The 12,693-nt window shown below is 60.2% G+C and carries 8 protein-coding genes and 1 pseudogene; 8 read left to right on the top strand and 1 reads right to left on the bottom strand.

Annotation, left to right across the window (positions count from 1 at the left end):
* From ACODSJ_RS01275 to ACODSJ_RS01240, 8 genes and pseudogenes are all read left to right on the top strand, one after another.
* The coding region (locus ACODSJ_RS01275) for an RHS repeat-associated core domain-containing protein (protein WP_489099994.1) at positions 1 to 3,830 on the top strand (3,830 nt) is incomplete at its 5' end.
* Between the two features lies 1 nt (position 3,831).
* A complete protein-coding gene (locus ACODSJ_RS01270) occupies positions 3,832 to 4,110 on the top strand; it encodes a hypothetical protein (RefSeq protein WP_489099993.1) in 279 nt (92 codons plus the stop codon).
* A 71-nt stretch (positions 4,111 to 4,181) separates the two neighbouring features.
* Positions 4,182 to 8,564 (top strand): RHS repeat-associated core domain-containing protein, encoded by a 4,383-nt coding sequence (locus ACODSJ_RS01265; protein ID WP_489099992.1) that lies wholly within the window; start codon positions 4,182 to 4,184, stop codon positions 8,562 to 8,564.
* A 14-nt stretch (positions 8,565 to 8,578) separates the two neighbouring features.
* Positions 8,579 to 9,013 (top strand): hypothetical protein, encoded by a 435-nt coding sequence (locus tag ACODSJ_RS01260; RefSeq protein ID WP_489099991.1) that lies wholly within the window; start codon positions 8,579 to 8,581, stop codon positions 9,011 to 9,013.
* An 82-nt stretch (positions 9,014 to 9,095) separates the two neighbouring features.
* Entirely contained in the window at positions 9,096 to 9,503 is a 408-nt protein-coding gene (gene comJ / locus ACODSJ_RS01255) for a competence protein ComJ (RefSeq protein ID WP_489099990.1), read from the top strand.
* A 288-nt stretch (positions 9,504 to 9,791) separates the two neighbouring features.
* On the top strand, positions 9,792 to 10,064 hold the full coding sequence (locus ACODSJ_RS01250; protein WP_489100005.1) for a DUF6124 family protein: 273 nt from the start codon (positions 9,792 to 9,794) through the stop codon (positions 10,062 to 10,064).
* Between the two features lie 209 nt (positions 10,065 to 10,273).
* Positions 10,274 to 11,761 carry a Fic family protein gene (locus ACODSJ_RS01245; RefSeq protein ID WP_489099989.1) on the top strand — a complete coding sequence of 496 codons (1,488 nt, stop codon included), beginning with the start codon at positions 10,274 to 10,276 and terminating at the stop codon, positions 11,759 to 11,761.
* Between the two features lie 200 nt (positions 11,762 to 11,961).
* Positions 11,962 to 12,036 (top strand): annotated as a pseudogene (locus ACODSJ_RS01240) (DUF6124 family protein); the annotation flags it as partial.
* 213 nt (positions 12,037 to 12,249) lie between these two features.
* On the opposite strand, the gene ACODSJ_RS01235 reads toward ACODSJ_RS01240, so the two are convergent.
* The gene (locus tag ACODSJ_RS01235) at positions 12,250 to 12,621 is read right to left on the bottom strand and encodes a hypothetical protein (RefSeq protein WP_489099988.1); all 372 of its coding nucleotides are present in this window, start codon (positions 12,619 to 12,621) and stop codon (positions 12,250 to 12,252) included.
* Positions 12,622 to 12,693 lie beyond the last annotated feature (72 nt).

The raw sequence follows: 12,693 nt of genomic DNA, 5'->3' as shown, positions 1-12,693 counted from the left end.
GCGACCGCAGCACCTGCGATGCCAAGGTCGTGTCGTCCGGGCTGATCTCGCCCAACGTGACCATTGGCGGCGGTTCGGTGGTGGTGCGCGAGATCCGCAGCGGCAAGACCCCAGGCGTGGGGCTGGCAGTCACCGCGCTGCTGATGCTCAAGGGCGGCAAGGGCAAGTTCCTCAGTAACCTACCCTGCATGCTGGTGGGCGGCGCGGCATCCATGGCCGTCAGCAGCGCGATGGGCGCGGCGGCCAACGCCGCCATGGGCTCGTCGAACCCCGTTCATGCCGCCACCGGGGCCAAGGTACTGGGCGATGTCGAGGAGATAGACTTCGTCCTGCCCGGCATCCTGCCGATCGACTGGCAGCGCTTCTATAACAGCCGTGACGAACGCCATGACGGGATGTTCGGGGCCGGTTGGAGCGTGCCCCATGAGGTACGCGTCGAAATCCTGCCTCACCCAGAAGGGGGCGAGACGCTGGTCTACACCGATGAACAAGGCCGGCGTATCGACATGGGCTCGATTTCCCTGGGCGGTGCCGTGTTCAGCGCCGGTGAGGGCCTCAGCGTGCGGCGCCATGCCAACGGCGAACTGCTGATCGAGAGCGCAGACGGCTTGTACCGGCTGTTCGCACCCGCGCCCGCCAACGCCTCGCTGCTGCGCCTGAGCCAACTCGGCGACCGCAACGACAACCGCATCCACCTGGACTACGACGACACCGGACGCCTGGCGCAACTTCGCGACACCTTCGACCTGACCCGTATCGCGGTGGCGTATGACGAGCGCTGGCCGCAACGAGCCAGCCGGATCGACCGCCTCTATGCGGGTCAACGTCGGGAAGTGCTGGTGCACTATGACTACGACAGCCAGGGCAACCTGGCGCAGGTTCGTCAGTCCAACGGCCAGGTGAAACGTCGCTACGCCTACGATGCCGGACGGCGAATGGTGGAACACCAACTGCCCACCGGGCTTCGCTGTTTCTATGAATGGGCGTTGGTTGAAAACCTGGAATGGCGAGTGGTTCGTCATTGGACCGACGCCGGCGACGCCTACACCTTCGACTACGACCTGGTAGCCGGCACCACGCGCATCACCGACGGTTTGAATCGCATCAGCACCCGCCTCTGGGATGCCCGTTATCAGATCACCGAATCCACCGACGCGCTGGGCCGCACCTGGGCCTTCCAGTGGAATGACGAAAGCCAGTTACTAAAGGCGACCGCCCCCAACGGCGGGGAGCATCAGTTCAGCTATGACGAAGCGGGCAACCTCTGCGAAACCCGCGACCCGTTGGGGCGCAGCGAATCAACACTGTGGCTCGAGCACTGGGCCCTGCCCCTGGCTGAAACCGATGCTGCAGGCAATACCTGGCAGTACCGCTATGACTCACGGGGCAATCGCATTCGCGAAACCGACCCGGTGGGCCACGTCACCCGCTACCGCCATGATGCTCACGGCCAAGTCGTGGAGGTCATTGACGCCACCGGCAAAAGCAAGACATTGCGCTGGACACCCCTGGGTCAACTCAGCGAACACACTGACTGCTCGGGCTACACCACCCGCTTGAGCTACAGCGAGCGGGGACTGCTGCTCAGCAGCACCGATGCGCTGGGGGAGCGGACGCTTTTCAGCTACGACGATCAAGGCCGGTTGATTAGCAAGCAACTGCCGGACGGGCGCACCGAGCACTACCATCGCGATGCGAGCGGACAGTTGATCGCCTATAGCGACCCAGCCGGACACGCGACGAATTTCCAGCACGCCCCAAACGGTCAATTGCAGGTACGCACCGACGCCCATGGCCGCCGGGTGGAATTGAGCTACGACAACTACGGGCGCCTACTAACCCTGACCAACGAGAACGGCGAGTGCTACCGATTTACCTGGGACGCCGCCGACCGCTTGACCGCACAACACAGCCTGGACGGCAGCCTCAAGCGCTACGCCTACGACCCTCTGGACAACGTCACCCGCGTAGAAGCCCTCGCGGTGCCCGGCAGCACCACCCTGGACCTCTCACCGCAAGCCCCCATCATTCATGAACTGGAGCGCGATGCGATGGGACGGCTGGTGGCAAAAATCACCGAAGACGGCCGTACCGAGTACCGCTATGACGCGCTAGACCAAGTCAACGCTATCACCTTCACCAGCCAGACCGGCGAAACGCAAACCGTGGGGTTCGACTACGACCCCTTGGGGCAACTGATTAGCGAACAGAGTTGGGCCGGGTCCCTCGAACATCGCTACGACGAATTGGGCAACCTGACCCAGACGCTGCTTCCCGATGGCCGTTGGCTGAATCGCCTGCACTACGGCAGCGGCCACCTGCACCAGATCAACCTCGACGGCCAGGTCATCAGCGATTTCGAACGCGACCGTCTGCACCGCGAAGTGCTGCGTACCCAAGGGCGCCTGAGCACCCGCAGCGAGTACGACCGCAGCGGCCGACTGCGCGCCCGCCAGCGTCGGCAGCAAGACCAATCCACATTGCTGCCCTGCGCGGCGCAATCGCTGTTTGGCTATGATGCCAGCGACCAGTTAGTGGAACGCTTCGACAGCCAACCCGATACCCCCCATCGCCAGTTGCTGCACTACGACGCCACCGGCCGCATCCTCGCCAGCCAGGACAACCTCCAGGGCCAGCGTGAAGGCTTTGCCTATGACCCAGCCGCCAACCTGCTCGACGGGCTGTCGGCCGGTGCAGAGCGGGTCGCGCATAACCGTCTGTTGACCTACCAGGACAAGCGCTACCGCTACGACGGTTTTGGCCGCATGGTGGAAAAACGCAGTGCCCGACGTGGCGTCCAGCGTTTTCGCTACGACGCCGAACAACGCTTGGTGGAGGTCCGCAACGATAACGGTTCGGTCCTGAAAATGACCTACGACCCGCTGGGTCGACGCATCGAGAAAACCGAATACGACCGCCACGGCACCTTGCTCGGCCGCACCCGTTTCACCTGGGATGCGCTGCAGTTGCTGCAGGAACACCGCGATAACCGGACAAGCCTCTACATCTATGCCGACGACAGCCACGAACCCCTGGCGCGAGTCGACGGTCTGGGCGAGCAGCAGAAGGTCCGTTATTACCACAACGACTCCAATGGCCAGCCCGAACAACTCTCGGAAGCCGATGGCCATACACTTTGGCGCGCCCGTCACCAGGTGTGGGGCAACACCGCCGAAGAGTTGCGCGAACCCTATTACATCGAAGAGCAGAACCTACGTTTCCAGGGTCAATACCTGGACCGCGAAACCGGGCTGCACTACAACACCCTGCGCTTCTACGACCCGGACATTGGCCGCTTCACCACGCCGGACCCCATCGGCCTGGCGGGAGGCCTGAACCTCTACCAGTACGCGCCAAACCCGATCAGCTGGATCGACCCGTCAGGACTGATGAAATGCTCGACGCCGCCCAAGGGTCGCAAGGTCAACCGAACGGTCTATCGCTTTGAAGAGCCTGGGCGCATCAGCACGACGTGGACGGCCCACAAGTGGAACGTTGCAGCCCGGCACCGCTACACCGCCCCGGGTCTGGGCGGTGTCTATGGCGCCAACTCACGCAAGACCGCCATGGGCGAAGTCAATCACTGGGGCGTGGACCTCTCCACACGGGTGCTGGTGAGCAAGAAAGTACAGCTCAACAATGTCCTGGATCTGACCCGCGCCGATGTACGCAAGCAATTGGGGGTCTCCCTCAAGAGCATCACCGGCAACAAATACACTCAAACCCATCAAATCGGCGAATGGGCCAAAGCTAACGGCTATGATGGGATTCTGGCGCCGTCGGCGCGAAACCCGACCGGCAGCAACTTGATTTCCTTTGCAGGTTTTTAAAATGGGATTGGAAGACGAGTACGTTGGCGACACCGACTGGCAGACGTTCGTGCGGCTGTACGAAGAGGACTACCTCGACGACAACGCCCGCACGCTGGCCAAAGCCATGAACGATCACCTCGACATGGCTGTGGTGCTCTACGGCAAAAGAGGGCTCAAGGAAGGCCTGTGGTGGCTGGAACAAACCGTGCCCGCCCTGGGCAACAAACGTCCGGCCGATTGCCTCGACACCCCGAAACTGATCAAGCGCCTGAGGATGGCCTTGATGAGCATGCCGTAACCGACCAGGAAAAAAGCCAATGGAAGGCATCGCATCACGTAAGCATGCAGCCGTTTGCATGAGCAGCCGGCATGGCTGACGCACTCTGGGCCGCTCGCCTGGGCGACGCGCTGGAACACACCTCGATGATGGCCGACATCCTCGGCGGCGTGCTTGAGGTAGCGGCGAACATCGCCATCACGGCCCTGGCCACCGCCGCCGTGGTAGCCGCCACGGGCATCACCGTCGCCACCGGTGGGCTCGGTTGTTTTCTGCTCGGCGCCGTGGTCGGTGCGGTGGTCGGCATCGCCATGAGCAAGACCGGGGCCGACAAGGGCCTGAGTGACATGTGCGAAGGCATCGGCAACGCGCTCTTTCCACCCACGGTGCAGGCCAACATCCTCACCGGCTCCACCAACACCCTGACCAACAGTATTCCCGCGGCCCGTGCCGCCGGGGCGATTCAATCCCATGTCGCGCCAGCCGGCACCGAGCTTGAGGCACCCGAGCCAGAAGCCGAACCCAGCTACCTGGACATGGCCGAGAACTTCTTCTCGCAGATGTGGCGCCCCACCGTCGCCACCCCCGCTCCCGGCGCCGTGCCCAAGCCGCTGGACATGGTTATCTGCATGAAACACCCGCCGATGCCGCCGCAGTTTTTGGCCGAAGGCTCGGACAAAGTCACCATCAACGGCCAGCCCGCCGTGCGCAGCGGCGACCGCAGCACCTGCGATGCCAAGGTCGTGTCGTCCGGGCTGATCTCGCCCAATGTGACCATTGGCGGCGGTTCGGTGGTGGTGCGCGAGATCCGCAGCGGCAAGACCCCAGGCGTGGGGCTAGCAGTCACCGCGCTGCTGATGCTCAAGGGGAGCAAGGGCAAGTTTTTCAGCAAACTGCCGTGCATGCTGGTCGGCGGCGCGGCATCGATGGCGGTCAGCAGCGCCATGGGCGCGGCGGCCAACGCGGCCATGGGCTCGTCGAACCCGGTGCATGCCGCCACGGGCGCCAAGGTGCTGGGGGGCGTGGAAGAGCTGGACTTCGTGCTGCCCGGCATCCTGCCGATCGACTGGCAACGCGTCTACAACAGCCGCGACGAACGCCGCGACACCCTGTTCGGCGCCGGTTGGAGCGTGGCCTACGAAGTCTGCGTGGACATCCTCCCGCACCCGGACGGCGGCGAAACACTGCAATACACCGATGAACAGGGCCGGCCCATCGACATGGGCGCGATCCCCTTGGGCGGTGCGGTGTTCAGCCCCGGCGAAGGCCTGGCCGTGCACCGCCATGCGAACGGGCAATTGCTGATCGAAAGCGACGACGGCCTGTACCGCTTGTTCGACGCGACGCCAGGGAACACGTCGCGGCTGCGCCTGAGCCAACTCGGCGACCGCAACGACAACCGCATCCACCTCGGCTACGACGACGCAGGACGGCTGGTGCGGCTGCGCGACACCTTCGACCTGGTGCAGGTCGAGCTGATTCGCGAAGGCGAGCGTGTCACGCGCCTGGAACGCCTCTACCCCGATCAATCGCGCGAGGCGCTGATCAGCTACGCCTACGACGCCGTAGGCAATCTGGCCGAAGTGCGCGATGCCAACGGCCAGGTGCAACGGCGCTTTGTCTACGACGCGGGCCGACGCATGGTCGAGCACCAGTTGCCCACCGGCCTGCACTGTTTCTATGAGTGGGCCCTGATCGAGGATCGAGAATGGCGCGTGGTCCGCCACTGGACCGACGAAGGCGACGCCTACCAGTTCGACTATGACCTCAAGGCTGGCATCACCCGCATCACTGACAGCCTGCAACGGGTCAGCATCCGGAAGTGGAACAGCCAGCACCAGATCACCCGCTTCACCGACAACCTCGGCCAAACCTGGCTGTTCGAATGGAACGACGAACGCCAACTGCTCGGCGCCACCGATCCCCAGGGTGGGCGCTACGCCTACAGCTACGACGAGGCGGGCAACCTGATCGGCGAAACCGACCCGTTGGGCCGCAGTGAATCGACGTTATGGCTCGAACACTGGGCCCTGCCGCTCGTCGACACAGATGCCGCCGGTAATAGCTGGACCTATCGCTACGACTCGCGCGGCAACTGCATCGCCGAAACCGACCCGCTGGGCCACATCACCCGCTACCGCTACGACGCCCACGGCCAGGTCGTGGAAGTCATCGACGCCACCGGCAAAAGCAAAACCCTGCGCTGGAACCCGTTCGGCCAATTGGTGGAACACATCGATTGCTCGGGTTACCCGACGCGCTTCAGCTATGACCCGCGCGGCAATCTGCAAACCATCACCGACGCCCTCGGCGAGCGCACCCAATTGCACTACGACGCCCAAGGCCGCTTGCTCGCCAGCCAGTTGCCGGACGGCCGCACCGAACACTACCAACGCGACATCGCCGGCCAGCTCACCGGCTACACCGACCCGGCCGGGCACACCACGCGCTACCAACACAACCGCCGCGGCCAGGTCCGTCAACGCACCGACGCCCAGGGCCGGCAGGTGCAGTTCACCTATGACCGCTACGGGCGGCTGCAAGCGCTGACCAATGAGAACGGGGAAAGCTATCGGTTTGCCTGGGACAGTGGGGACCGGTTGACCGAACAACAGGACCTCGATGGCAGCGCCAAGCGCTACGCCTATGACCCGCTGGATAACGTCGCCGCCGTGACCGCCGTTCCAGCGCCTTACGGCAGCGGCCTGGCGCTCGTTCCCGAAGCGCCGCCAGCTCCCATCGTCCATCGTCTGGAGCGCGACGCCGTGGGGCGGCTCGTCGCCAAAGTCACTGACGATGGCCGCACCGAGTACACCTACGACCCGCTGGACCAACTTACCGCCGTCACCTTCACCGACGTGCAGGGCAACGCGCACAGCCTGAGCTTCGCCTACAACGCCCTCGGCCAGCTGCTCGCCGAAAACAGCGCCGCCGGGAGCCTGCAGCACCACTACGACGAACTCGGCAACCTGATCCAGACCCAACTGCCCGATGGCCGCTGGGTCAACCGCCTGTACTACGGCAGCGGCCACCTGCACCAGATCAACCTCGACGGCCAGGTTATCAGCGACTTCGAACGCGATCGCCTGCACCGCGAAGTGCTGCGCACCCAAGGGCAGATCAGCACCCGCAGCGAATACGACCGCAGCGGCCGCCTGCGCGCCCGGCAACGCCGCCACAGCAACCAACCCTCGTTGCTGCCGGCATCGGTGCAGAAACACTTCGAGTACGACCCCGCCGACCACCTCATCGGCAAACTCGACCAGCAACCCGCCGCACAACAGCGCCAGTTGCTGCACTACGACGCCACCGGCCGCATCATCGCCAGCCAGGACAGCCTGCACGGCCAGCGCGAAACCTTCGCCTACGACGCCGCCGCCAACCTGTTGGACGGCCCACAAACCGGCGCCGGGCGGGTGGTGCATAACAAACTGCTGACCTACCAGGACAAGCGCTACCGCTACGACGCCTTTGGCCGAATGATCGAAAAACGCAGCGCCAAACTCGGCCTGCAACGCTTCGCCTACGACGCCGAAAGCCGCTTGATCGAAGTGCGCAACGACAACGGCAGCGTGGTCAAAATGGCCTACGACCCGCTGGGCCGACGCATCGTCAAGACCGAACACGACAGCACGGGTTACCCGCTGGGCGAAACCCGTTTCACCTGGGACGGCCTGCGCCTGCTACAGGAACATCGCCACCAGCAAACCAGCCTCTACCTCTACGAAGACGACGGCTACGAACCCCTGGCCCGCGTCGACGGCAGCGGCCCACTGCAAAAAATCCGCTACTACCACAACGACCTCAACGGCCTGCCGGAGCAACTCACCGAAGCCGACGGCCACAATGTCTGGCAGGCAACGTATCGGGTGTGGGGCAACACGCTGGAAGAAGTGCGCGAAGCGTATTACATCGAAGAGCAGAACCTGCGGTTCCAGGGGCAGTACCTGGATAGGGAGACGGGGCTGCATTTCAATACGTTCAGGTTTTATGATCCGGATGTGGGGCGGTTTACTACGCCGGATCCGATTGGGTTGAATGGCGGTCTGAATTTTTATGCCTACGCTTCCAACCCCTTTGGTTGGATCGATCCATTGGGTCTATCTTGTCGCCTGAATTCTGTAGGCAGAACCCCAGGGAAGAGCAGCCGCACCGGCAAAGCGGTGATCGCGCGGATGAGAGCCGAAGGCAAAATCATCGGTACGGGGAAAAATATGAGATTCCAGAGTACCGACAAAAAATGGTATTCGATCAAAGATGCTGATATGGCTCATAAAACTGATGCCGTTAAATACTGGAACTCAAAAGGCGGCTTCCATGGGGCTAAAACCAAAGAAGTGAGGGGATGGATGCGTGACCCTGATAATTATGAGCTGGAATATTATTCCCATAACCGGTCCAAAGGCGCGCTTCTTACGGATCGATATAGGGATCCCGGCGACTTTATTGGCCCCGCAGAAAAACCCGTTTACTAGCAAGGGAACCTGATATGAAAGATTTAGCAGACGAAAAACCGGCGCTGGCAGATGAAATAATGCGCATCATGGCGTCGGGCAACGAACTCGATGAGCAAAAACAGGTAAATGAAGCTCAGGCTCTGTACCAGAAAGCTTGGGACTTGCTTCCTGAGCCGAAGCTGGAATGGACACCCTTGTCATCATGGATTACGGGTTCTTTTTTCAACCTGCATTTCGACAATGGGAATTTTGAAGCTGCTAAAGATTGGGCACAAAAAACCTTGGATGGTCGGGAATCGGATATCGATACAGGGCCGCTGATTAACTTGGGAATGGTCTATTTTGAGCTGGGAGACCAGGCGCAGGCTTATAGATACTTTGACGATGCCTACAGCTTCGGCAAGGCCCGAGCCTTTCAAGAAAGACCCAAGAAATACCTGAAATTTTACTTGGAAAAAAAGGCCTGACTTGCGGTCTACGGGCCTGACTTCTCACGAGCTAGTCATGCAGATCACTGTGAAAAGCCCTTCTGAGACCTAATCAAGCACGATGTTGACAGGAGCTACTGGTGAAAAAGAACGCCAAGTGGTGGACCTCTTGCTCTCCCACAGCCAGATCCAATTTCGCGCACGGGGTTTCGATGAAGGCTCAAGCCAGTGGGGCGAAGTGAATTTGGAACAGGGTGCGATCATTCATCGTGATTACGTCGTGTTTGATCCCGTGATGCTGAACAAACAAGTTCTTCCTGCACATCTGCTACCGTTCGCAAACGACTGGGGCGGCAATTTCTTTTGCCTGAACCTCGATACCGGGGCCGTTAGTTATTTCACCACGGATAACTTCGATAGCGATCTGACGCCCGAAGAAAACCAGGAAAAATCCGAAAAAATCATCTGCTCGAATTTTCTCCGTTTCGTCCAAGGTCTGCTCGATGAGGATGATCTGGACGAGGGATAAATGAGCGAACGCCACTGGGCTTGTTACGGAACGCAATCCCGTGGCGAGGGAGCTTGCTCCCGCTGGGTGGCGCAGCCGCCCCCAAAAAGGCTGACGCATTCCTACAGAAAAGCCGCGGCGCCACCGAGCGGGAGCAAGCCCCCTCGCCACGAATCCAGGGCGTTGCGAATGCCTTGTTTATTCTCCCTCCGTCACGCTTCTATCAAGCTACGCATCCTTGCGCCTTTGCCTACAACTACGCCAGAATCCGCCCGCTTGTGCGCCTTGCCCGTGGGTTCTATCGTTTCCCTGTCACTGCCCATCAGTGGTCGGGCTTGGCGGCCCGGTACGCGAAAGGCGCAAGCGCCACCCGACCAACTCTTCACCGTCGCCAAAAACACCGACAACGAATGCCTGCTGGCCAACCTCAGCGAAACCCTGGCATCCGCCGACGCGATGATCAGCCACCTGGCCTTCGACCTGGAAGGCCCCCGCCGCCACATCGCCCTCGGTATCCAGCAACTGATCGAGCTCAGCGCGCTACTGGCGAACCGGGTGTTGGATAACGTCGATCCACGCTAGCATCCAAAGGCAATAGAAAAAGGCATATCAGAGATATGCCTTTTCTATTTCCACCTCCTCTCTGCCAAGGGGTATCCGCAACTCGGCTTGAACACTCAAAAGGGACACTGGCCAGTTAAGAAAAAAACCGCATAATTGGCTCAAATCAAGATTTTCTTGGCGCACTGAAGAAAAACTCTATGCCCAGGACAGAAAATTAAGGATTTGCCATGAACTCTGCTGGATACGCTTGGCTACAGGAGTCTCTACGTCTTTCAAGCTTCCCATTGCGCCGACCGGCACGGGTACAGCCCGTAACCCGAATTGAGCAGATCGGGGAAACCTTGGCTGTGCCAGCCAATACAGCCCCCGCTCCGAATGATCTGCTGGGACATCTGCTATTTGCGCTCAAACATGAGGGCATCAATCTCGCCATTTTGGCCCAGGCGCTTCCACAAATCCCAGCTGCGGCTCTGGAGGCTGAGTTCAAAAGAGCGCCTAACGGTATATACATCCGAAAAGCTTGCTTCCTACGTGAAGCCTTCACCGGAGAAGAACTGAGCCAGCCGTCACCGGTGCGTGGAGCTTTCATCCCGCTGTTCGACCCACAGCTTTACGTAACAATGCCCGGGGAGCGCAATTCCCGCTGGAGGGTGGAGTTCAACGGTATTGGATCGCTTGCGTATTGCGCCACCGTTGAGCGTACCCCCGAGATTGTCGCGCTCTTGGAATACGACATCCTGGCCCGCGCTCAGGATTTCATTCAAAACTTGCCGTCGGGCATGATGGATCAGACCATCAATTGGGCGTACCTCCACGAAACCAAGGATTCGTTTGCCATAGAGAAGGAATCACCAAGCGAGGACAAGGCGCGAAAATTCATTAAGCTGCTGCGACAGGCTCATGAGCGTATTCCCCTGAGCGAGGATTATCTGGTCCATCTTCAGAATGCGACCATTTCAAATCCACTCGACATGGCTGCTGCATTTCGCCACGCGCAAAACCATTTGGCGGGCCCACTACAAGGCGCGGCCGGGGTCACATACGTACCTCCTGCCCCTGCCCTCTGCCGCGAGTTGATGGAACAGCTCATGGTGCTGGGTAACGATGCGCCGGGACGTATTGATCCTCTGGTAGCCGCTGGCATTATTTCGTTTGGCTTCGTCTTCCTTCACCCTTTCATGGATGGGAACGGCCGTCTGTCCCGCTTCCTGATCCACCAAACTTTGTGCCGTGCCGGCGCCCTGGACAACGGGCTGCTCTTGCCCGTATCTGTCGCAATGAAACGTGAGGAGCGATTGTATCTAGAGACCCTGGAGCAGTTCTCCCGCCCGGCGCGAGAATTTTGGGAGGTCCGATGGATTGATCACGGCCAATTCACATTCAATTTTATCGGCGACTCCACCATCTACCGCTTTTGGGATGCGACGCCTGGGGTCCGTTTCACTTTGGAGATGGCGAAGCGTGCAATTGAAGTTGAGCTTCGTGAAGAAACCATCTTCCTTGAGAACTACGACCAAATCGTTCGAGCGGTCAACGAGGCTTATGACGTACGCGGTAGCGATCTGGCAAATCTCGTGATGATGTGCCTGACGAACAATGGGACAGTTTCGAAACACCGACGTAAGCAGTACCAGTACTCAGTCCCGGCTGAGGTTTTCGATTACATCGAGAGGACGACACAATCTTTACTCAGGGCGCAGCAACTGGAAAAGTAACAGCTTGCCAAACAGCTGAAACCTGGAGAGAACGGGCTCCTCGTCACGGCTCACGTACACCTCAGTCTGAGATATTTTTAAGCGGAGTGCTGCGAGTTAAGAAAAAAAAACGCAAACCGAATCAAATGAAAGTTTTCTTGGTGCACTAAAAAAATCCTGCACTCAGGGAAGAAAATTAAAGATTTTTATGACGGTTCACCGTCGGCATCCAGCAACTGATCGAGCTCAGCGCGCTACTGGCGAACCGAGTGCTGGATAACGTCGATCCACGCTAGCCATCGCACCACGCAACCCGTGGCGAGGGAGCTTGCTCCCGCTGGGTGGCGCAGCCGCCCCAAAAAAGGTTGACGCACCTTTTCAGAAAAACCGCATCGACCGATTGACGACAGCTGCGCCCGAGGCGTCGACCCGGCCGAGCGGGAGCAAGCTCCCTCGTCACAAACCTCAGGGGCAACATGAGGCGACGAGTCCAAGGACCGCTCAGGGGCTCATTGCAAAAAAATGCACACAGGCACGCCGCAAGTGCCTTTTTGCCCTGAAACGGTTATGAACTTCACAGGGCTGTTGTCGGGAATCCGGATATTGATGGGCACTTCGGGGAAGTTCTGGCTTTGATAGCGATGGGCTTGCTCGATCGTCTGCTGGGCCTGGCCCGGCTGGCTGACGATAATCGCGCCCTTGGTTCTGTTCCACACCTCGGCCGTGGTCTGTACCGCCGGTGACGCCTCTGGCGGCTGGACGGCGGCGGGCACTTCGTTTTCGGGTACGACGGCAGGGGCTGTAGCCGTATCGGCGTGGACAGTCGACAGGTAAAGCACAGAAAGCCAGGCCACTAGGCAGCTCGATCGTTTGATGTCCATTTCCCATGTCCTTGGTGGATGAAACAGTGGGCAGGCATTAACGTCTTCGTGAGCTTGATTTAACAACCTGGA

Source organism: Pseudomonas sp. FG6 (assembly GCF_057809015.1).
Note: the sequence above shows the minus strand (reverse complement) of the source record. Positions and strands in the feature narration are given on the sequence as shown.